This window comes from Cryobacterium adonitolivorans, from assembly GCF_004402695.1.
In the GTDB taxonomy this organism is placed as follows: domain Bacteria; phylum Actinomycetota; class Actinomycetes; order Actinomycetales; family Microbacteriaceae; genus Cryobacterium; species Cryobacterium adonitolivorans.
The window spans coordinates 76,714-98,538 of the sequence record NZ_SOFL01000002.1; the positions used below are offsets into that span (position 1 = coordinate 76,714).

Annotated in this window: 17 protein-coding genes and 2 pseudogenes; 12 read left to right on the forward strand and 7 right to left on the reverse strand. The window is 64.3% G+C overall.

The annotated features are described in order from the left end of the window. Window positions 1-35: 35 nt before the first annotated feature. The 8 genes from E3O42_RS00620 to E3O42_RS00655 all read left to right on the forward strand — a co-directional run bounded on the left by E3O42_RS00620 (window position 36) and on the right by E3O42_RS00655 (window position 8,307). Window positions 36-641 carry a TetR/AcrR family transcriptional regulator gene (locus tag E3O42_RS00620; RefSeq protein WP_134452010.1) on the forward strand — a complete coding sequence of 202 codons (606 nt, stop codon included), beginning with the start codon at window positions 36-38 and terminating at the stop codon, window positions 639-641. A gap of 243 nt (window positions 642-884) precedes the next feature. Next, a complete protein-coding gene (locus tag E3O42_RS00625) occupies window positions 885-1,265 on the forward strand; it encodes a DUF7793 family protein (protein WP_420897834.1) in 381 nt (126 codons plus the stop codon). 215 nt (window positions 1,266-1,480) lie between these two features. Beyond that, entirely contained in the window at window positions 1,481-3,019 is a 1,539-nt protein-coding gene (locus tag E3O42_RS00630; RefSeq protein ID WP_134452173.1) for a putative bifunctional diguanylate cyclase/phosphodiesterase, read from the forward strand. Between the two features lie 9 nt (window positions 3,020-3,028). Then, a complete protein-coding gene (locus tag E3O42_RS00635) occupies window positions 3,029-3,817 on the forward strand; it encodes a class I SAM-dependent methyltransferase (protein WP_134452011.1) in 789 nt (262 codons plus the stop codon). A gap of 209 nt (window positions 3,818-4,026) precedes the next feature. Continuing rightward, window positions 4,027-4,683, forward strand: coding sequence for a histidine phosphatase family protein (locus E3O42_RS00640; RefSeq protein ID WP_134452012.1), 657 nt, complete (start codon window positions 4,027-4,029; stop codon window positions 4,681-4,683). 831 nt (window positions 4,684-5,514) lie between these two features. After that, a complete protein-coding gene (locus E3O42_RS00645) occupies window positions 5,515-6,258 on the forward strand; it encodes a hypothetical protein (RefSeq protein WP_134452013.1) in 744 nt (247 codons plus the stop codon). 13 nt (window positions 6,259-6,271) lie between these two features. Further along, a complete protein-coding gene (locus E3O42_RS00650) occupies window positions 6,272-7,552 on the forward strand; it encodes a hypothetical protein (protein ID WP_134452014.1) in 1,281 nt (426 codons plus the stop codon). Between the two features lie 260 nt (window positions 7,553-7,812). Further along, window positions 7,813-8,307, forward strand: a complete 495-nt coding sequence (locus E3O42_RS00655) for a DUF1801 domain-containing protein (protein WP_134452015.1) — start codon at window positions 7,813-7,815, stop codon at window positions 8,305-8,307. A gap of 101 nt (window positions 8,308-8,408) precedes the next feature. Here E3O42_RS00655 and E3O42_RS00660 read toward each other — a convergent pair whose 3' ends face one another. Next, window positions 8,409-8,975 (reverse strand): GrpB family protein, encoded by a 567-nt coding sequence (locus E3O42_RS00660; protein ID WP_166787848.1) that lies wholly within the window; start codon window positions 8,973-8,975, stop codon window positions 8,409-8,411. Window positions 8,976-9,069: 94 nt separating this feature from the next. Further along, window positions 9,070-10,177 (reverse strand): annotated as a pseudogene (ligD, locus tag E3O42_RS00665) (non-homologous end-joining DNA ligase). A 213-nt stretch (window positions 10,178-10,390) separates the two neighbouring features. On the opposite strand from ligD, the gene E3O42_RS00670 reads away from it, so the two are divergent. Genes E3O42_RS00670 through E3O42_RS00680 form a run of 3 tightly spaced genes read left to right on the forward strand, consistent with a single transcriptional unit; the run spans window position 10,391 to window position 14,319 of the window. Next, window positions 10,391-11,818, forward strand: a complete 1,428-nt coding sequence (locus tag E3O42_RS00670; protein ID WP_134452175.1) for a flavin monoamine oxidase family protein — start codon at window positions 10,391-10,393, stop codon at window positions 11,816-11,818. 55 nt (window positions 11,819-11,873) lie between these two features. Next, on the forward strand, window positions 11,874-12,731 hold the full coding sequence (locus tag E3O42_RS00675; RefSeq protein ID WP_134452016.1) for a universal stress protein: 858 nt from the start codon (window positions 11,874-11,876) through the stop codon (window positions 12,729-12,731). A 25-nt stretch (window positions 12,732-12,756) separates the two neighbouring features. After that, complete coding sequence (locus E3O42_RS00680; RefSeq protein ID WP_134452017.1) at window positions 12,757-14,319, forward strand: APC family permease; 1,563 nt, start codon at window positions 12,757-12,759, stop codon at window positions 14,317-14,319. Window positions 14,320-14,426: 107 nt separating this feature from the next. On the opposite strand, the gene E3O42_RS00685 is transcribed toward E3O42_RS00680, so the two are convergent. The 4 genes from E3O42_RS00685 to gabT all read right to left on the reverse strand — a co-directional run bounded on the left by E3O42_RS00685 (window position 14,427) and on the right by gabT (window position 19,994). Then, window positions 14,427-15,794, reverse strand: coding sequence for an NAD-dependent succinate-semialdehyde dehydrogenase (locus E3O42_RS00685; protein ID WP_134452018.1), 1,368 nt, complete (start codon window positions 15,792-15,794; stop codon window positions 14,427-14,429). A 9-nt stretch (window positions 15,795-15,803) separates the two neighbouring features. Next, a complete protein-coding gene (locus E3O42_RS00690; RefSeq protein WP_134452176.1) occupies window positions 15,804-17,258 on the reverse strand; it encodes an NAD-dependent succinate-semialdehyde dehydrogenase in 1,455 nt (484 codons plus the stop codon). Between the two features lie 103 nt (window positions 17,259-17,361). Continuing rightward, window positions 17,362-18,633: a Glu/Leu/Phe/Val family dehydrogenase gene (locus E3O42_RS00695; RefSeq protein ID WP_134452019.1), complete on the reverse strand. Its 1,272-nt coding sequence runs from the start codon at window positions 18,631-18,633 to the stop codon at window positions 17,362-17,364. After that, window positions 18,630-19,994 carry a 4-aminobutyrate--2-oxoglutarate transaminase gene (gabT, locus tag E3O42_RS00700; protein ID WP_134452020.1) on the reverse strand — a complete coding sequence of 455 codons (1,365 nt, stop codon included), beginning with the start codon at window positions 19,992-19,994 and terminating at the stop codon, window positions 18,630-18,632. Before gabT ends, E3O42_RS00695 begins: the two co-directional genes overlap by 4 nt. Window positions 19,995-20,120: 126 nt before the next feature. Here gabT and E3O42_RS00705 point away from each other — a divergent pair, with 126 nt between their 5' ends. Then, a complete protein-coding gene (locus E3O42_RS00705) occupies window positions 20,121-21,626 on the forward strand; it encodes a PucR family transcriptional regulator (protein ID WP_134452021.1) in 1,506 nt (501 codons plus the stop codon). A 19-nt stretch (window positions 21,627-21,645) separates the two neighbouring features. Here E3O42_RS00705 and E3O42_RS18870 read toward each other — a convergent pair. After that, window positions 21,646-21,794, reverse strand: a pseudogene (locus E3O42_RS18870) (DNA polymerase domain-containing protein); the annotation flags it as partial. Between the last annotated feature and the right edge of the window lie 31 nt (window positions 21,795-21,825).

Genomic DNA, 21,825 nt, shown 5'->3' on the forward strand with positions numbered 1-21,825 from the left:
TTGAGAAACTATTGACGGACGGGTAGGGTCGACCTATGACAGACCACAACGCTCTAGATTCGACGCCCCGTCGGGGGCGGCGCCCCGGCGCCTCGAATACCCGCCCGGCGATCCTCGAGGCCGCCCGGGCCCGGTTCGCCAGCGACGGGTTCGCCGCCAGCACGATTCGACTCATCGCCTCAGACGCCTCGGTCGACGCGTCCCAGGTGATGCAGTTCTATCGCTCGAAAGACGAACTCTTCGCCGCGGTAATGGCAATCCCGCCGGTCGCCCTTGATCGATTCAGCACTGCGTTCGAGGGTCCTGACGAGCATCTAGGTGAGCGCGTCGTGCGCGCCTACCTGGGGGCGTGGGAAGGCGAACCCGAGGAATCGGAACCGCTGATGGCGATGCTGCGCGGTGCCATCGTCAACGAAAGCGCGAGCGCACAATTGCGCAGCTTCATCGAGGCGCGGCTGCTCGAGGGCACCAGCGGACGCGCTGATGCCGACGCCGCGCTGCGCGCTGGCCTCGCGTCAGCCATGCTTGTCGGCATCGTGACAGGACGGAAGATAATCGGGGTGCCGACCCTTGTCGCGGCGGGAACAGACGAGCTCGTCGCTATGGTCGGCCCGGCCATCCAACAGATCCTTGTGCCCTAACCGCTCACCGGTGTCACCAGGCGGTACTGACCCGCGATAAACAAAAGCGAGGGCCGCTGTGAGATCAGTAACCCGCATACCTGATCGGTATTGGACCCGGCTTTTGGATACTCGCGCTAATAGATTGCATTGTTTTTGCCTGCTGGCCCGGGTTTCAGCTTGCTGTCTGTTTGAGAAATCGATGAACCCGAGTACCTTTGAGGAGCGGCTGAATGGTTCGGCGGCGTGCTCGGGGGAGGACACGTGGTGGTGGATCCAGTCGCTGCAAACGAGGCAAAGCACAGTATTGAAATGAGTGATGGCGGGCTTCTCCATCTGCGCTGGCTGCCCGGGGTCCACATTCAGGTCGAGGACGCTCGGGCCGCGATGGCGAAAGTCAACGAGGTCTGCCAGCAGGAAGAGCATGCCTTGCTCGTCGATATGGCAGCAGTCGGTTCGGTTAGCCGTGAGGCCAGGGCTGTGTGGTCCATTCCCTGCAGCGCCTCACGCATTGCTCTGTTAGGCGAATCGCCTGTAGACCGGGTCCTGGCGAACTTCTTCCTCGGTGTGCACGTCCCGCCTTGTCCGACTCGATTTTTTACATCGCGCAGCGAGGCCATGGACTGGCTTAGTGCCCATGCGTGAGCGCCGGGAAGTGCTGCCTGCCGCGCAGGCGCCTTCGGGTGGGTACTCCTCGTGGTGGAGTATCGACAGTGGGCCCGCACATCGGAGGTTGCTGGTGACCGCAGCATTCAGGTCGTGACAGATCGATTCAGGGCGACCCCGGGGCAGTTGCCAGGTCTTCAGCCGGGGTCTGCAACGGGCCAGACTTCCCGTCGTAAATTGCACCTTTGGACGATATGAGCTCGGGAAAGGCCGCTGAGGACTCGCGCCTGCAGCAGTTGGTGGAGTGCATTGTCCGGTTGGCTGCCGGGGAGCTGCACACACGCATGAAAACTTCGGAACGCCGGGATGACATCGATGCTGTCATCACGGGTGTCAACCTGCTCGCGGAGGAACTCGACCATATTTACTCTGATTTGGAACGGCGGGTTGCCGACCGTACGGCCATGTTGGGTCGAGCGCAGGCTGAGCTGGAACAGATGGCCAAGACGGACGCCTTAACAGGCCTTGCGAATAGGACCCTGCTCAACGAGCGGATCCAGCAGGCGATCCTGGCCAGTGCGGACAGCGGGAAAGCCCCGGCCGTGCTTGTGCTGGATCTGGATTCTTTCAAGGCCATAAATGACACTCTGGGTCATGGTGCCGGTGACGCCGTGCTGGTCGAGGTTGCCAAGCGTCTCCGGTCCGCCGTCAGGGTCACCGATACAGTGGCCCGTCTGGGTGGGGATGAATTTGCCATCGTCATCACCGAGGCCACGGAAGAGGAGATCCTGCAAGTTGCGCACCGGGCATCCGTGCAACTGCAGGAGAGCGTGCGTATTGGAACCGAAACGGTCTGGGCAATGGCCAGCATCGGGGTTTGCATCGGCACGCCGGGGTATCCGTCCGAGGCGCTGCTGCGCGATGCTGACATCGCCATGTATCAGGCGAAGGAGCAGGGTCGCAACAACGTCCAGCTCTTCCACCCCGATATGCTCGACGCTGTCCGGGAACGCTCACGCATAACCGCCGAACTGCGCAGCGCTGTTGCCGGCGGCGAGCTGGCACTGCGGTACCAGCCGGTAGTCGAATTGGCCTCCGGCAGGGTCATAGGCATCGAAGCCCTCCTTCGGTGGCACCATCCCGTGCGCGGAATTATCATGCCGGACAGCTTCATCCGCATCGCGGAAGAAACCGGCCTGATCCTCGAGCTGGGGCGGTGGGTGCTGCATGAAGGAGTCGCCCAGATGGGACGCTGGAGCGAAACCGCACCTGACTTGACGGACTTCCGTCTGCACATCAATCTTTCCGCCGCCGAACTGCTTCGCAGTGATCTGCTGGACGATATCAGGGAAACGTTGGACCGGCATCACGTGGCTCCGCGGCGTTTGGTTTTGGAAATCACCGAGACCGTGCTGATGTCCAGGGGAACGGCGGAAGAACAGGTCTTCAGCGGGCTGCGGGACATGGGCGTGGGGCTGCAAATTGACGACTTCGGTACCGGCTATTCGTCCATCAGCTATCTCCGGTCGCTTCCCGCGGACACGGTGAAGGTCGACCAATCTCTGATTCAGGACATGGGCTCGGACCCGCAACAGCTGAAATTCATTGCTGCCATTCTTCAGCTGATTTCCTCTGCGGGACTTAGGGCGATCGTGGAAGGCATCGAAACCGCCGAGCAGGCGATCCAGTTGCAGGCCATGGGTTGCCTTTACGGGCAAGGCTATTACTACAGCTACCCGCTGCCGCCCTCACAGGTACCGGATCGGCTCCGGAGTCTCGCGCAGCGTCGGTAGAGTTAGGGCATGCCAAAGCTTTGGGAACAGATGCTGCTTGTCCCAACAGTAGTACGCCTCACTTCCCGGGTACCGAGAGACCCGGCGGCCGCGTGGGATGGGTACTGGCGCAAAATCCACACCACCGGCCGTTCCGGAGACGTGCTGTGGGACTCCGGATCCCGGACCGAGCATGCGCAGTACTCCGACGCCGTCGTAGCCCACTTTGATCCGGCTCTTCCGGTGATTGACGTCGGGTGTGGCAACGGAACCAACACCCGCTGGCTTGCCGGTCTTTTTCCAAGCGTGCTCGGCATCGATGTCTCAACCGGCGCGGTCGAGTTGGCGAAGAGGGAAGCTGAAGGCGTCCAGAACGCCGACTTCATGGTCATGGATGCTGCGGGAGTAGGTGCGGGAGAGCAGCTGTTGGAGCGGATGGGTCCTGCCAACGTTTTCGTCCGCGGAGTCTTTCACGTCCTGAAACCCGACAAACAGTCCAGCCTGGCTGCCAACCTTCGAACCGTGATCGGGCGCAGCGGCCGGGTGTTCCTCGCCGAAACCAACTTCCAAGGAAACAGCCTCGCCTACCTGCAGCAGCTGGGCGCCACCCCGCGAAGCATGCCTCGGCAATTGCAGAGCGCCCTGGAAAACCTGCCCCGCCCCGGGCGTTTCGGCGCCCAGGAACGGCAGAGCATATTTTCGGATTCGGACTGGCAGTTGATCGCCGACGGGCCGGTGAACATCGAAGTGGTCCCGATGAAATCCGCCGGTCTTTCGCAGCAGGTTCCGGGATATTTCGCCCTTCTGGCCGGCAAGTAAATCTGGCGAACATCCGCCCTGAGCGTCAGACGGCGGACGTGCTCTGAGGTACGGGCCCTGACACGTAGGAACATCCCTTTCTCCGAACCCCGCTCACGTCGAGGGTCTCCCGCGTTACGTGTTGAAGGGTTCAAGAGGCGACGATTTCGAACCTTTTCGGTGAACAAGAATTTCCCATCAGAATCGGGGCTCGATACTACTGTTGCCGTATGGTCACAAACGATCCGCTGCCCAACCACCCCGCTCCGGATAACCCGTCAGGGAAGCTGATTCTCTTGCGCCACGGGGAGACGGAGTGGTCGAAGGATGGCAAACACACTGGGCTCACGGATATTCCGCTCACTGCCCGGGGAGAGGGACTTGCCCGCGGCGCGGGCAGGCTAGTGGCCGGTTACGATTTCTCGCTCGTGCTGACCTCGCCGCTGCAGCGTGCGCGACGCACTGCTGAGCTCGCTGGCCTTCATGCCGACGTCGATCCGTTTCTCGTTGAGTGGGACTACGGCGGGTACGAGGGGCGCACGACGCGCGACATCCGCAGCGAGCTCGGCTACAACTGGAGCGCATTCACCCACGGCGTGATTCGTGGTGAAACCCCTGGTGAAACGGTCGAGGAGGTCGCCGCCCGCGCATCGCGGGTGCTCACGCGGGTGCTGCCAGCGATGGTGGAGGGAGATGTCGCTCTGATCGCGCACGGCCATTTCCTGCGCATCCTGACCGCCGTGTACCTGCGAATGGCTCCTCGATTCGGTGCTCAAATCACCCTGGATGCTGGATCAGTCTCCGTGCTCAGCTTCTACCGTGAGCAGCCAGCCATCTTGTCTTGGAACTACGGGGCCGAACTGCCTATGGTGCCCTCAGAGTCCTAAGACGCGAACCAAGCGGCATGCGTGGGGTGGGGCTTTGGGCTTCTCTTGCGTCGCTGGATCTGTTGGCGCAAGGTGAAATAGAGCCGGCAGCGGCGGCGATTGCGGCCCGTGAATCACACGCCCCGCAGTAGCCAGTCATTGTCGGGGTTCCTGCCACCTTCGGGGTCGGGTTCATCCGAAGCAGGGACCGACGTGGTCTGCTGGTCCGCGGGTACCCGAGCCGGGAGGGCTCGCCAGCGGTCCAGCGGGACGGACCCATCTGGCGCACGCTCGACACCTCGAACGCTCTCGTCCGCGTCCCCGACCATGTTGCTCCCTTCCAGCATGTTTTAGCCTTCGTTGTCTAGCTGCGCCGCCGCCCATGTTCGCCGCTGAGCATACGCCCGCTGAGCAGCAGGGCCGCCCATTGTCCGCGCTCCGAGACTCCGCGGTAGGAATCACTACCGGTCGACGCGATACAGGAATTCTGCATGCGGATTTATCACAAATTTGCGTTGACGCGAGTAGTGTGACGGTGCCCGGGAGCGATCGGTCCACGGCTTGGAACCCGCGCTGGGATCGAAAAGTGTGTATACCCGGAACGAAACGAGGTGCACCGTGGCTGTTTTCGGACCGACGACCGGTGAAGACGGAGCTGTGGGTATAGCTCAGGAAAGTGATCGAGCCGGCATAGTGGGCCGGAACGATGGAACGACAAATCCTCCGCCCGGAACACCGGGCGGAGCCGGCGTATTCGGGCTAACCGTGGTGCCTACGGCTGCGGGCGTTTTCGGCGCGAACAACAACAAAGACGACGGCGTTGGGGTGCAAGGGAACGGACCAGACGCGGGAGTGAGCGGATACTCCGGCGGAGGTACCGGTGTCCTCGCCCATTCCGACTACGGCGACGGCTCGCAGTCCTTCGCCCACGCTGCAAACGCTAACGGAGTGCTCGGCCAAAACGTCGCCCGCACGCGCTCGAAGCTGGCACCATTGCCCGGCGCCGCCCCGGCCGGGCCCCACGGCAACGGCGTGTACGGATACACCGACGTGCCGGGAGGCAGCGGCGTTTACGGGGCCGTGGCGCCTGAGAACCGTGACGGTGCCGGGGTGACCGGGATCGGTCCAGTCGCGGGGCACTTCATCGGTAACGTCATCGTCACCGGAGACATCCAACTCGGTGCCGCCGACTATGCAGAGGACTTCGATCTGTCGGAAGGGGACACACCGGATGCCGGCTCAGTGATGGTCCTCACTGAGGCCGGGGAAGCGCTCACCGAGTGCAACACCGACTACGACGGACGCGTGGCCGGCATCGTGTGCGGCGCGGGCGCATACCGGCCTGGGGTGATCCTCGACCGGCGACCCACCGGATCCGCCCGGGTGCCCATCGCGCTTGTTGGCAAGGTGTACTGCAAAGTCGACGCCTCGGCCGGTCCGATTCGAACGGGTGACGTGCTCACGACGTCATCGACGCCGGGGCACGCCATGCGAGCGACGGACCGCAACCGCGCGTTCGGCGCCGTCATCGGCAAGGCTCTCGGCTCGCTCGATACCGGTCGCGGCCTCATTCCCGTCCTAGTCAGCCTCCAGTAGCCCGGGATCCGCCATGCGATCCCTCACCCAGTCGATCCGCCGCATCAATGGCCCGTGGCCGACCCGCGACATCCCGCTAGAGTCAATCGCCGCGTACGTTGGGATGCCGGCGCCAATCTCACTCACCGGCCTCATGGACCGTTTGGACGCAGTGCCGAACCATCGCGACTGGGACACGCTGATCACGTTCGACGCCGGGATCGCCCTCGGCGGCACCGTCGGCATCAGCATTGAAAGCAACGGTTCTTGGCGGTTCCACGGCGCCTTGCACGGAAGTGGATTCGACTCCTATTCTTTTCGTATTACCGCGGTCCTCCGCGCCTCCGACGATTCGGTGATCCTCTCTTTCGTGCACGCGGGAGGTGTTGGGGGAGCGATTGAAGGAGGCTCGCGCGACCATAGCTGGGATGAGAGCAGCCAATTCGCGGATCCGCGCCGGCGCCTGGTGCAGGAGAACTGGCCGGCCGTCGCCTCCGGAGTGCTCCGGACCATGGCACAAGCCAAAGACACCGGCCTCGGCGGAAGCCTCGTTTCAGCACTGGAAGATGTCGCCGCGGTGGTGGTCGCCGCGGTCGCCTTCGGACCGGCGGTGGGAGCGACGCTGATGATCGGTGCTGTTGTGGGCGAAGCACTCCATCTCGCTGGCGGCCCTGGCGAACTCGCCGGACTTCTCGTCATCGGCGGCGGAATGTTCCTAGTTGCAGAAGGCATCTTCCTTCCGGTGCTTCCCCTGGCAGTGACGGCCTGGGCAGCCACGAACGCCGTCGTGCAGCACCGCACCCTTCGCCCGGACGAAATGGACTTCGCCAATGCTGTCTTCCACGGTAGCCTTCCGCCGGCCGACAAAATCACGCTCACGAACCTCGCGACAATCACCGGGCGGGCATTCACTTGGCCAAATGTCGACGGGAGCACGCTGGTCAACATGCCAAGCAGCGCTGCAGTCGACGACCCAGTGCACTTCAAGCGGTCACCCGGCGACACGCCAGGCCGACTGTTGATCCACGAGCTTACTCACGCCTGGCAGATGGCTCACACCGACTTCATGCCCGTTATGGTGTGCGACGCAATCACCGGACACACCATCACAGAGCCCATCGAGGGCAAAAGCGCGTTATACAAGCCCGAACCAGGCCTTGCCTGGAGCCAGTATTCGATGGAACAGCAGGCCTCAATCGTCGATATGTGGTTTGCGGGAGTTGTCACCTACCAGACGCCACCAACCCTCAAACCGATGGACGAGCACAACCCCTGGTTTTACTACATCGAGCACTACCTCTGGCCAACAATCTAAAACGTTCACATCCACAACGTCGCTAACACGAGTGCGAACTGTCCCTGAAGTGGGCACGGCGGTGCGGCCGGCCCCGAGGAGATCGCCGCGGCGCTCGACCGGTCGGTGGACGCCGCACGCCAGCTTGCATTCCGTGGCCGTCGGCGGCTTCGGAGTGCCCCGGAAACGGTCCAGCCCGACCACATGTCCCCGAGACTCAAGGGCTTCCGGGACTTTCCGGAATCGCCCCATTCGCGGTGTGGAAGGACTACCATCTCGCCATGGAAAGCAGGGAAATCGGGAAGAGCGAAGTCCACAAACCGGCTACGGGGCCGTCGGGACAGGGCGACGCCGCCTGGACACTGCCGGAGGCCATGACGGGCCGGGCGAGCCCTGCGAAAGCGGCGGTCGGCGACAAGCCGGTCTTCGCCTACATCGCCACCCTGCCGCAGCCGCAGCGCGGCATCGCCGAAGCTGTCGATGCTCTGGCGGCCAAGACGTTGCCCGGCCTCCAGCGCTCCGTGAAGTGGGGCATGGCGTACTACGGCGTCGGCGACGGGTGGTGCTTCAGCTGCGGCGGCTTCGCCGGCCACGTCAAGCTCATGTTCATCAATGGCGCCGCGCTCGAACCAGTACCACCGGTGACACCGGTAGGCATGGGCAAGTCGACGCGGGGGGTGGAGCTCGATTCCGAAGACGACCTCGACGAACGCCAGATCGCGGCGTGGATGACACAGGTGGCGTCCGTGCCGGGTATCGGGGGCAAGAAGCGTTGAATTCGAGGCTGTGCGGCTACGTCAAGACGGCCCAGGGAAGCGCGTGACACCTGCTGCGATTTCGATACCCGCCATGGATCCTCTCTCGTTCGTCACCTGAATCAGCGTCCGCGCGCTGCCCTCGCTCGTGCCTTGATGGCCGCGATGACGTCAGTTTTGGCGTCGGCGTAGTCGTTCATGTCGTCCCACCGCTTGCTGAGCAATCTCCTCTTGGTGTTCTCGTAGAGGGAGCGGTCTTCCGCATCGGAGCGGAGATGATCGCGCAAAAGGATGTAGTCGTCCACGGCAGGATCGTCGTGTTCGAAGAGGTGCACATGCACGTCGCGTGCTGGTGTGCGCACGAGGCGATGTCTCGGTTCGCGGACTCGCAGTTCGTATCCGGCGTCCACGAGCGCATCCAGGTAGTCCTCTTCGGCGGTGATGTCGTCCACCGTGACCACGATGTCGATGATCGGCTTCGCTGCCAGTCCGGGGACGGACGTGGAACCGATGTGCTGGATCTCGATCTTCCCTGCCATGGGAGTGTCGCTGATCCGCCGCCGGTGTTCTAGATAACTGCTGGCCCAGCGTTCGTCATAGCTGTGGAGCTCGAGTTCGAGCGCCTCGGCTCCGCCGACCAGCTCAAGGGTCGTGACATCGGGACGGCGCGGCTTGCGCATTCTGCTCATAGAGACATTCTCGCAATGCAGGTCAGAGGATGCGCCGACACCAGCTTCGCTGGGAACGCATCCGCGCCGGGCTCGTCAGGCCCGCCAGCCCTCTTCAGCCGCGGCCGGCCCACGGGTCGTAGTCGACCTCGAGGGGGCCCTGGTCGGGGCGGAGTCCCTCGGGCACATGCTGCAGGTCGATGCGCACCCGGTACCAGAGGGAACTCGCGCCGCGCATGCCGTCGACCAGCACGTCCGCGGGCTCGAGGGACGCGACGACGTCCGGATGCCTTCTCGACGGGCCCGAGCCGCCCGGCGAGAGCCAGCAGCGCATCGAGGCTTCTTGCCGTGTCGTCGATGCCGGCGGCGACATCGCCCTGATCGGCGAACCGCTTCAGCACTGTCGCGACCGTAAACTCCTCGGGGCGGCGGGTGCGCACCTCATCCCAGCCGAGTGGCGTCGAAACACGGGCATCCGGAAGGGCTCGTACCGAGTAGGCGGATGCGACCGTGCGGTCCTTGGCGTTCTGGTTGAAGTCGACGAACACGCTTTCGCCGCGCTCCTCCTTCCACCAGTGCGCGGTTGCGAGCCCGGGTGCCCGATTCTCGACCTCGCGGGCGAGGGCCTCCGCGGCGAGCCGCACCGCGCGGTAGTCCCAGCGGGGTTCGATCCGCACGTTGATGTGCAGGCCGCGTGAGCCGCTGGTCTTCGGCCAGCCGACGAGGCCGTGGTCGGCGAGCACGTCGCGCACTACGAACGCGACGTCGACGATCTGCACCCAGCCGACACCGGGCATGGGGTCGAGGTCCACGCGCAGCTCGTCGGGGTGATCGAGGTCCCACGCGCGCACGGGATGCGGGTTGAGGTCGATGCAGCCGAGGTTGATGACCCAGGCGAGCGCGGCGACATCCGTCACCACGACCTCCTCCGCCGAGGTGCCGGATGCGTAGTGCAGGGTGGTCGTCGCGATCCACGACGGCCGCGACTCGGGCGCCCGCTTCTGGAAGAACGCCTCCCGGTCGATACCCTTCACGAAGCGCTTGAGCACCATGGGCCGGTCGGCCGCACCACGCAGCGCGCCGTCGGCCACCGCGAGGTAGTAATTCACGAGGTCGAGCTTGGTGAGCCCGGGTTCGGGGAAGACGAGCTTGCCGGGATGACTCACGCGCACCTCCCGTCCGTCGATGTCGAGGGTGGTCGCGTCGTCCTTGGCCGCGTTCATAATGGCGATGCTACGCGCGGCTGCAGCGATGGGGGAGTCGTGGAGTTTTGATGCCCGCCGCTGAAAGACAAACTCGCGACCGATCGTCCGTAATCGCGGCCGACAGGGCGACTTTTGCCAATCTGGAGCGATGAAGGCGAAATCCGCGCCTTTTGTGGCACTATTGTGTGGATTCCTCGCTTGAAGCGAATTTTCACAACGAAATGGGTTGTCATGAAACGATTAGAGCGAGACGTGGTCATCGTTGGAGCGGGAGCGACGGGGCTCACGGCGGCTACACAACTGCGCAATGCCGGCCATAGCGTGATCGTGCTCGAGGCACGCGACCGCGTCGGGGGGCGCCTATGGACGAACCACATCGAGGGCCAGATGCTGGAGATAGGTGGCCAATGGGTGTCACCTGACCAGACGGCGCTGCTGGACACCCTCGACGCCCTTGGGCTGAAGACGTACGAGCGCTTTCGCGACGGTGAAAGCGTCTACATCGGCAGGGACGGCGTGGCCAAGCGCTTCACCGGCGACATCTTCCCGGCGAGCCCGCGAACCAAGTCTGAAATCGAGCGCCTGATCGGCATTCTCGACGAGTTGGTCGCCCAAATTGACCCCGCTGCTCCCTGGGAACACCCCGACGCCGCCGCGTTCGATCACATCTCGTTTCGGGCCTGGCTCGAGGATCAGAGTGATGACGAGGAGGCACGAGAGAACATCGCTTTGTTCATTGCCGATGCGATGCTCACCAAGCCCGCGCACGCCTTTTCACTTCTGCAGGCACTCCTGATGGCAGCGAGCGCCGGCAGCTTCAGCCACCTCGTCGACGCTGACTTCATCCTCGACAAGCGCGTGATTGGGGGTCTGCAGCAGGTGCCGCTGAAGTTGGCCGCGCAGCTGGACTCCGGAGACGTGTGCTTAAATCAGCCCGTGCGGCGCATCCAGTGGTCGGCGGCTTCCCTTCCAGCCGACGCTGTCGAGGGGGAGCCGGTGGAGGTGACCACTGACGATCTCGTGGTGACCGCCCGCCGGGTGATCGTGGCGGTGCCGCCCAACCTCTGCAACCGAATCGAATACACCCCTAACCTGCCGCGGCTGCGCCAACAAGGGTTGCAGCACCAGTCGCTGGGCCTGGTGATCAAGGTGCACGCAACCTATGAAACGCCGTTCTGGCGCGAAGACGGTTTGTCGGCAACGGCCTTCAGTCCCTTCCAACTGGTGCACGAGGCCTACGACAACACCAATCACGGAGAGACCCGCGGCACCTTGGTGGGCTTTGTGTCCGATGAGAAGGCCGACGCGGTGTTCGGGTTGTCAGCCACCGAACGCAAGGAGCGCATCTTGCAATCCCTGGCCGCCTATTACGGGCCGAAGGCGCTTGAACCCGTCGTCTACTACGAAAGCGACTGGGCTGCCGAGGAATGGACCCAGGGCGCTTACGCGGCCAGCTTCGATCTGGGTGGGCTCACCCGCTACGGAGCGATGCAACTGGAGCCCGTGGGGCCGATCCGGTTCGGGTCCAGCGATCTGGCCGCTGAGGGTTACCAGCACGTCGACGGTGCGATCCGTGTGGGTCGGCGTCTTGCGGCGGAAACCATCGACAGCCTGGCTTCAGAGCAGCAGCTACTCCGCCCAATAACAACGGCATCGTGATCCACCACCACATTCTGGATCGGCGACCACAGACCGACATTCAAGGAGCTCCAGAATGAACCACATAGGAAACTACGTTGTTGCCTACGAGGCGACCGAGCGCGGGCGGGAGGCCATCGAACTGGGCATCGCACTTGCGCGGCTCACGACGGCCGAACTTCGGATCTGCCTCGTTCTTCCACGCAGTACGGCCGTGGCTGCCAAAGTTCCGGTCGCGTCGGCCGACTATGAGGGCGTCATCGCCCAGCAGGCCCAGTTGTGGCTTGATGAGGCGATGGTGCACGTTCCTGCCGACGTCGTGGCCACGAACCACGTGTTGTGGGCCGAGTCCACCTCGGAAGGGCTCATCGAGGCCACCGAAACGTTCCAATCGGACCGCATCGTCGTGGGGGCTGCGCGCACCGGTATCCTCGACCGGTTCACAATCGGCAGCGTTGCCAACGCACTGCTGCACGCTTCCCCCGTCCCGGTAGCCCTCGCCCCCCGTGGCTACCGCGCCCAGGCACGGATCAGCCGGGTCACCTGCGCCCTCGGCACCCGGGCGGGCTGGCAGACCCTGCTCGACTCGATGGTCGAGGTCTCCGCTGGGCTCGACGTCGAGCTGCGTTTTGTCACTCTCGTCGAGGTCGATGCACGCTCCCCCCGGATTCCTGGGAGTGATGACCATCTGAAGACGGTGCTCGAGTACTTCAATGCGAGGAAGAGATCCCGGGGAACCGTCTCGACGCAGGTCGCGGAAGGCCCGACAGTCGAGGCGGCCGTCGAGAGCCTTGACTGGCGAGATGACGAGATTGCTTTCGTCGGATCGAGCCGGCTCGGCTCCCCGAGACGGATCTTCCTCGGCACCACCGCAAACCGCATGCTCCATTCCTTACCTGTACCCCTGGTCGTCGTGCCCACGACGACACCCTGAGCCACCATCACATAGGAGTGAATTAATGGCCCGTAGCAAATCCGTTCAGAAACCCCACGCCGATGCCGGTATCGATTTCATCGATGCGGCCGAGGCAAAATCGGGCCTCTCCTCCAAGGGCCTGTCGGCCGGAACGGTCGGACTTCTTGGCGCCACCGTCATTGGGATCTCCTGTATCGCACCGGCATACACCCTGACCGCATCACTGGGACCAACGGCCGCGGCGGTCGGCACGCAGATGCCCGGCATTTTCCTCGTCGGTTTTCTGCCGATGCTGTTGGTGGCCCTCGGCTATCGCGAACTCAATAACGCCATGCCCGACAGCGGCACCTCGTTCACCTGGGCGACCAGGGCGTTCGGCCCCTGGCTTGGCTGGCTCGGCGGCTGGGGACTGATCGTCGCCACGGTGGTGGTGCTCTCCAACCTCGCGGGCGTCGCCGTCGACTTTCTCTACCTGGCGCTCGCCCAGATCTTCGGAAATCCTGCAATCGCGGACCTGGCAGGCAATATCCCTATCAACATCCTCACCTGCCTGGTCTTTATGGTGGGCGCCTGTTACGTCTCCTACCGGGGAATGGAGGCAACCAAGTCGGTGCAGTACTGGCTCGTCGGCTTCCAATTGATCATTCTGGTCTGGTTCGCCATAGCTGCGATCGTGCACTTCTCTGCGGGCAATGCCTTCGACGCCACGCCATTCAGCCTCAACTGGTTCAACCCCTTCGCCGTTTCCTCCTTCTCGGCCTTCGCGGCGGGTGTGTCACTGTCGATCTTCATTTTTTGGGGGTGGGACGTCACCCTCACCATGAACGAGGAAACGAAAAACCCCAAGACCACACCCGGGCGTGCAGCCACCCTCACCGTCGTCATCATCTTTGTGCTGTACCTGCTGGTGGCCATCTCGTCTCTCATGTTCTCGGGCATCGGGGCGGGCGAATTCGGTCTCGGCAACGAAGAAATCTCGGGCAACGTGTTCGCAGCCCTCGCCGGCCCCATCATGGGACCGTTCGCCGTGCTGCTGTCGCTTGCCGTGCTGTCGAGCTCGGCCGCTTCGCTGCAGTCAACCTTCGTCGGACCCGCGCGGACCATGCTGGCCATGGGCCACTATCAGGCCTTCCCCAAGCGATTCGCCGGGATCAGCCCGCGGTTCAAGTCTCCGGCCTTCGCGACTGTCGTTGCGGGTGTGGTGGCCTGGGCCTTCTATGCCGTGATGCGCGTCATCTCGAACGACGTTCTCACGGACACGATCCTGACCCTGGGCATGATGATCTGCTTCTACTACGGGGTCACGGCCTTCGCCTGCGTCTGGTACTTCCGTAAAGAGGCATTCGGGAATGCTCGCTCGTTCTTACTCAGATTCCTCGCGCCACTCGTAGGGGGGCTGATTCTGGCGGTCATCTTCGTCACAACACTGATCGACTCGATGAGCCCCGAATACGGAAGCGGCTCGAACATCGGCGGCCTGGGCCTCGTCTTCATCCTCGGGGCGTTCCTGCTGTTGGCCGGCGTGGCGCTCATGCTCGTGATGCGCGCGGTGAACCCCGCATTCTTCACCGGTCAGACGTTGAAGAAGGGCACGTCGAGGGACTGACGCACGAAGCCGACGGGGTGGGAGTCGGGTGCAACGAAAAACCTCCGGTCTCGTGGCTACCGCCACAAGACCGGAGGTTTTCTTGTCGTCGAGAGGATCGAAGGCTCTCACCCCATGCGGATCATCTTCCTGTTCACGAACTCGTCGGCACCCAGGCGTCCGAGCTCTCGACCGAAGCCGGAGCGTTTGACGCCCCCGAAGGGGAGCTCGGCACTGTCGGCCAGCACAATGTTGACGAACACCATGCCCGCCTCGAGCCGGTCTGCCACTCGGAGGGCCTGCCGCTCGTCGGTCGTGAAGACATACGAACCCAGCCCAAAGGGGGTGTCGTTGGCTATCCGAATGGCCTCCGCCTCATCCGCCGCCCGGAAAAGCATGGCAACGGGGCCGAAGAACTCCTGGCCGTACGCGGGATTGGTGGCGGCCACGGACGTCAGAACCGCGGGGGAGAAGTACGTTCCGCGGCGAGTGTGACCGGACGCAAGCTCTGCGCCGGCCTGCACCGCCGCCTCCAGTTGTTCGGACAATCGCTCTGCGGCGGCGAGCGAGGCAAGCGGCCCCAGCCGGGTGGACTTATCGGTTGGATCGGTCGGGGTCACTGAGCGCATCGCGGTGATGAACCTGTCGGAGAACGCCTCGTAGAGCTCATCGATGATGATGAACCGCTTTGCCGCGTTGCAGGTCTGGCCGTTGTTGTCGAGACGGGCCGACACGGCTGCCTCTACCGCTTTGTCGAGGTCGTGTGTGCTCAGCAGAATGAAGGGATCAGAACCACCGAGCTCCAAAACAATCTTCTTGAGGTTCCGTCCCGCGATTTCCGCGACGGCCGCGCCAGCTCGTTCGGACCCCGTCAGGGACACACCCTGCACACGAGCGTCGGCGATGACAGACTCGATCTGATTGTTGGACGCGAAGAGCTTCGAGAACACGCCTCGCGGAAAGCCGGCGTCGAGAAAGATCTGTTCCAGGGCGATAGCCGTCTCGGGGCATTGCGGCGCGTGCTTGAGGAGCACGGTGTTGCCGATGATGACGTTGGGCCCGGCGAATCGCGCGACCTGGTACAGGGGGAAGTTCCAGGGCATGATCCCCAGAAGCACCCCGATCGAGCTACGACGGATCAGAGCGGAGCCCGCTCCGCCACGCAGGACGATGGGCTCGTCCTGCATCAATCCAGCAGCGCTCTCGGCATAGTACGCGTAGATCTCGGCGCTGAAATCGACCTCGGCCAGCGCCTGCTCGATCGGCTTGCCCATCTCGCGCACGGCAATGTCAGCCAGGACCCGCCGGCGTTCCCGATGCAGGTCGGCGACGCGCTGCAAGCGGAGCGCGCGCTCACTCACTGCGGTTCTGCTCGACCAGTCGCGGTGCGCCCGGGCGGCGATCCCGATAGTTTCGGAGAGCTCGGCATCTGAGATCAGAGGGTATTCGACGGCGGGTTCTCCGGTCGCCGGATTCACAACACTGTAGGTGGACATCTGGCTCTTTCAGCTCGGGATCAGGGTGTATTTGGGGGAGAGGTATTCGTGGATGCCCTCGGCGCCGCCCTCGCGGCCCAGTCCGGACTGCTTGACTCCGCCGAACGGCGCCGCCGCATTCGAGATGACGCCGACGTTCAGACCCATCATTCCCGTGTCCAGCCTGTCGATCATCCGCTGTCCGCGGTCCAGGCTCTCGGTGAAAACGTAGCTGACGAGGCCGTATTCGGTGTCGTTCGCGAGGGAGACCGCCTCGTCCTCGTCGTCGAACACGACGATCGCCAGGACGGGGCCGAAAATCTCCTCGCGAAGGATGTCGCTGCCAGGCTGAACTCCGGTCACGACCGTGGGTTCGTAGAAACTTCCCGTGCGCGCGGGTCTGCGCCCTCCGACCACCACTGCTGCGCCGCGAGCGACAGCGTCCTGCACCAGCGTGTCGGCTTTGTCGACAGCGCAGGCATTGATCAGCGGCCCAACTGTCACCCCCGGCTCGGTACCGCGCCCCAGCCGGAACTCCGTGACCCGTTCGGCGACCCTGCGCACGAACTCGTCGGCCACGGAGCGATGGACGAGGAATCGATTGGCTGCCGTGCAGGCTTGGCCGGTATTGCGGAACTTCGCAGCGAGGGCACCATCCACCGACTTGTCGAGGTCGGCGTCCTCGAAGACGAGGAAGGGTGCGTTGCCACCCAACTCCATCGACGTTCGGAGGACATTGTCGGACGCCTGCTTCATTAGAACCCGCCCGACGCCGGTGGAACCTGTGAAACTCAGCTTTCGCAGTCGGCTGTCGGCGATGATCGGTGCCGAGACCTCCGCCGAGCTCGAGGTTGTGATGACGTTGAGCACCCCCGCTGGCAGGCCGACCTCGCTGAAGATCCGCGCCAGGTACAGCGTCGTCAACGGTGTCAGCTCTGCCGGCTTGATTACGACAGTGCAGCCGGCCGCGAGGGCGGGGGCGATCTTGCGGGTCGCCATCGCGAGGGGGAAGTTCCACGGCGTAATCAAGAAGGCCGGTCCGACCGGGCGCTGGGATACCAGCATGTGGCCGGTGCCCTCGGGATTGCGGCCGTACCTGCCGGAGATGCGCACGGCTTCTTCGCTGAACCAGCGCAGGAACTCGCCACCATAGGCAACCTCGCCCGCTGACTCGGCGAGTGGCTTGCCCATTTCGAGGGTCATCAGCAGGGCGACCTCGTCCTTCCGCTGTTGGAGCAGGTCGAATGCGCCACGAAGCAGCTCGCCGCGCACGCGAGGCGCCGTGGCCGCCCATTCTAATGCGGCGGCAACCGCCGCATCCAAGGCTCTGATGCCGTCGGTCGGTCCGGCGTCAGCAATGCTTTTCAGCACATCGCCCGTCGCCGGATCGAATACTTCGAGGGTCCTGCCAGACTCGGCGGCAACCCAGTCGCCAGCGATGAACAGTGAGTCGGGCACGGATTCGAGCAGAGCAGATTCGAGCAGGGCGGATTCGGTTCGGGCGGTTTCGGTCAAGCTGGTCACAAGAGCTCCTGGGAAGTAGGCGACGGTGATGTGGGCGACGCTGACGTTGGGGCGTCAGCCACGGTCAGGGGTAGAGTCCGCGCAGGCGGTGCGCCTCGGTGACACGGGCGACGGCGAGGCGGGTTGCAGCGGCCCGGAGGGTGAGGTTATGGGCGTGGGCATGCTCGCTCACGGATGCCCAGGCTGCGAGCATCCGCTCCTCGAGCCGCGCTTCCACGTCCCTTGCCTCCCACCGGTACGACTGGTTGGCTTGCACCCACTCGAAGTACGACACGATCACACCACCCGCGTTGGCGAGGATGTCGGGGGCCACGAGAACGCCGTTGGCGGCGAGGATGGCGTCGGCATCGCGGGACGTGGGACCGTTCGCGCCCTCCACGATGATGCGGGCGCGGATCCTGCCGGCGTTGCCTGCGTGGATCACTCCCTCGATCGCGGCAGGAATCAAGACGTCGACGTCGAGCTCGAGCAGCTCGTCGGCGTCGAGCGGATCCGCGGATGCGAATCCCACCACCGTCCCGGTCGCATCGACGTGCTGGCCGAGGGCGCCGATATCAAGCCCGGCGGCGTTGTGGATTGCCCCGTACTGGTCGCTGATCGACACGACCCGGGCGCCGGCCGCGGCGAGGAAGCGCGCGGCGTCGCGACCGACCTTGCCGAAACCCTGGATGGCGGCGGTTGACCCGGTCACGGCGACGCCCCTGCTGTGCAGAGCGGCCTTGACGATGTGGACCACCCCGCGGGAGGTGGCACTGGCCCGGCCGAGCGAACCGCCCAGGCTCAGCGGTTTGCCCGTCACCACGCCGGGCACGGTGTGGCCCTGGCTCACGGAGTAGGTATCCATGATCCACGCCATGGTGCGCTCATCGGTGCCGATATCGGGCGCGGGGATGTCTTGTTGCGGGCCGATTATCGGGAGGATCTCGCTGGTGTAGCGACGCGTTATCCGTTCCAGTTCCGCCTGGCTGTAGTCCCGGGGGTCCAGGGCGATTCCGCCCTTCGCTCCGCCGTAGGGAACGTCCAGCAACGCACATTTCCAGGTCATCCACATGGCGAGAGCGCGCACTTCGTCGAGCGTCACGGCGGGACTGTAACGCAGGCCGCCCTTGGCGGGTCCGCGGGAGATGTTGTGTTGCACCCGGTAACCGGTCAGGACCTGGATGCTGCCGTCGTCGCGGCGCAGCGGGATGCTGACCGTCAGCTCGCGGCGCGACTTGGACAGCATCGAGTGGGTGCCCTCGTCGTAGCCGAGGTCAGCGACGGCCTCGGCGAGCTGGGCCTGGGCGTCGTCGAGCGCCGACGTGCGCACGTCCGTGGTGGATTCGATGAGGGTCATGATGCGGCCAGAACCTCTCGCAGCACGGAGATGCCATCGCGAAGGAGTTCATCGGAGATGGTCAGCGGGGGCAGAAACCTGACGACATTGCCGTTGGTTCCGCAGGTCAGCAGGATCACACCGTTGGCGTGGGCAGCGGCAGCCACCCGCGCTGTGAGGGCGGCATCGGGCTCCTGTGTCGCGGGGTCCACCAATTCGATGGCGATCATGGCGCCCCGCCCCCGCACGTCACCTATCCTGGGATCGAGAAGTTGCAGCGCCTCCAGTTCCTCGCGCAGCACCGCTTCGATCTGGCGGGCGCGTTCGATCAGCCCGGTGGTCCGGTAGGTCTGGATGGTCGCGATCGCCGCCGCGCACGCCAGGGGGTTGCCGCCGTAGGTGCCGCCGAGCCCGCCGACGTGGGCCGCATCCATGATGTCGGCGCGGCCGGTGACGGCCGAGAGCGGGAGGCCCCCGGCGATGCCTTTCGCCGTCACGATGAGGTCGGGAACGAGGTTCTCGTGCTCGGACGCGAACATGGCACCGGTGCGAGCGAAGCCGGTTTGCACCTCGTCCGCGATGAAGACCACGCCGTTCGCACGCGACCAGGCGGCTATGGCGGCGAGGAAGCCGGGAGCGGGAAGGATGAAACCTCCCTCGCCGAGGATCGGTTCGATGATCACTGCGGCGAGGTTGGCCGCGCCGATCTGCTTCTCGATCTGGGTGATCGCACGGGCGGCCGCGACCGGGCCGGACAGGTTGCCGTCCCGGAAGGGGTAGGACACCGGGGCCCGGTAGACCTCCGGTGCGAACGGTCCGAAGCCGCTCTTGTAGGGCATCGACTTCGCCGTGAGGGCCATGGTCAGATTGGTGCGGCCGTGATAGGCGTGGTCGAACGCGACGACGGCCTGCTTGCCACTGAAGTGACGAGCGATCTTTACGGCGTTCTCCACGGCCTCCGCACCGGAATTGAACAGGGCCGTGCGCTTTTCGTGATCGCCGGGGGTGAGCTCGTTGAGCAATTCGGCGACGGCGACGTACCCCTCGTAACCGGTGACGGTGAAACAGGTGTGGGTGAACCGGTTCACCTGCTCCGTGACCGCTTCGACGACAGCGGGTGCTGCATTGCCCACCCCTGTCACGGCGATACCGGAACCCAAATCGATGAGAGTGTTGCCGTCGACATCCATCACCACGCCGCCGCCGGCCGCCTGCACGTAAATCGGGAGGGCGATGCCCACGCCGCGGGGTACCGCAGCAGATTTTCGCGCGTTCAGTTCGATCGACCGCGGACCCGGAATCGCAGTAACCAAATTGCGCAGTTGCCGGAGGGCGGGTCCGCCAAATTGAACATTTTCCAGGGGCGCAGTCGTCAAGGTCATAGTCTTCCAATCCGAATCGAGGTCGTGGCCTGCTCAGCTTTGCGGTCCGCCGGTGCCATGGCCACTGCCATAGTGTCTACGAAGCCGTAGAATGTTGACATAGTGGCGAACGGAAGGAATCGGCTTATGCCTGCGACCCTGGCGTCATTGATCGCGCACCGCGAATTCGGAATCTCGGAACGCGAGGGGGCTCCGGAATCCACGTCCTTGGGGTGGGTGCACAGCTCGGACTTGGAAGACCCGTCGCCGTTCCTGGCGCCCGGCCAGATGCTCATGACGACGGGACGTCAATTCCCGGAGGGCGATGATCCCCGGTTCTACTCTGCATACGTCGACCGGCTCCGCTCTGCCGGGGTGGTCGCGCTCGGCTTTGGAACCGAGGTCGTTCGTGCAGGCACTCCGGACGGGCTGGTGGAGGCCTGCCGGCAAGCCGGCCTTCCCCTCGTGGAGGTGCCCTACCGCACTCCGTTCATCGCCATCAGCCAATGGGTCGGCGCTGTTCAGGCGTCGGAAGCCACAGCCAGGATCGACTGGGTGCTGGCCGCCCAGAACGCTGTGTCGGTTGCCGCCCTGGGCGCAGGCGGCATCGGTGCGGCAATCCAGAGAACAGGCACCCTGCTCGGCTGCAGCATCGCCCTCTTCGACGCGGACGGTGATCTCACCGATGCCGTGGACGAGGGCGCCGTGTCGGAACTTCCGCAGGAGGTGGTGGTGGAAAAGGGTCTGCTGTTGGCCGGGCAACGCCGAGCCCGGAGAGACCTCTCGGTGCCTCCACTGTTCGCCACCATCCAGACCCTCGGGAGCGCGCGGCAGCTCAGCGGCGCCCTCGTTCTCACCCGTTCTGAACCTTTCGACTCGGCCGACTTCTCCATCGCGACCACACTCGTGGCGCTTGCGGAGGTGTCGTTGGAACACCACCACAGCCTGCGCGTGAGTCTGAGGTCGTTGCTGGAACAACTCTTCACACTCCTCAGGGACGGGCGGATCGCCGAGGTTCGTCAGGCTATCCAAGCCATTCCGGCGGGACTTCCCGGCGCCGAACTCAGGGTGGCGACAATCGGTTTAGAGCCCACCCACGCAAAACTTCGCGATTCACTGGAACGACGAGCCTGCGTTCCCAAGAACAACACGTTTGTGGTGAGCTCTCCCGACACACTGACGCTGCTCATCGAACCATCCGGTTGGCCCGCCCTGGAAGCGTTCCTGTCCCGCCGGAACGCTCGAGCCGGAGTTTCGGAGCGGCTCGGCTGGGATCGACTCGATGTCGGAATCGTACAAGCAAAGCGAGCGCTCGAGCGGGCTCGGCCGGGTGGGATCGTCGAGTTCTCCGAACTGGTTTCATCGAGTTTTTTCGGTCTCCTCGCGTCGGCGCGGGTGGCCGAGATCGCTCAGGCCCGCCTCTCTTCGGTGCTGGTTTCGCCAGACGGGCGCTCATTGCTCACCGACGCAGGGGTGTGGCTCAGCCACAACGCCGCGTGGGATCCAGCCGCACGGGCACTGGGGATTCACCGCCACACCCTCAAAGCACGTGTGCACCAGCTCGGTGAGCTGACCGGCCTCGACCTGCAGGAGTTCCAGGACCGAGCGGAGCTGTGGGCTATGCTCTCCTCGCTCGACCTGGCAAGCACCTGACACGCGGTCAGCCGAACGGGACGGAGCCGCCGGCCACCGCGAGGTAGTAGTTCACGAGGTCGAGCTTGGTGAGCCCGGATCGGGGAAGACGAGCTTGCCGGGATGACTCACGCGCACCTCCCGTCCGTCGATGTCGAGGGTGGTCGCGTCGTCCTTCGCCGCGTCCATGATGGCGATGGTACGCGGCGGGCCCTACGGC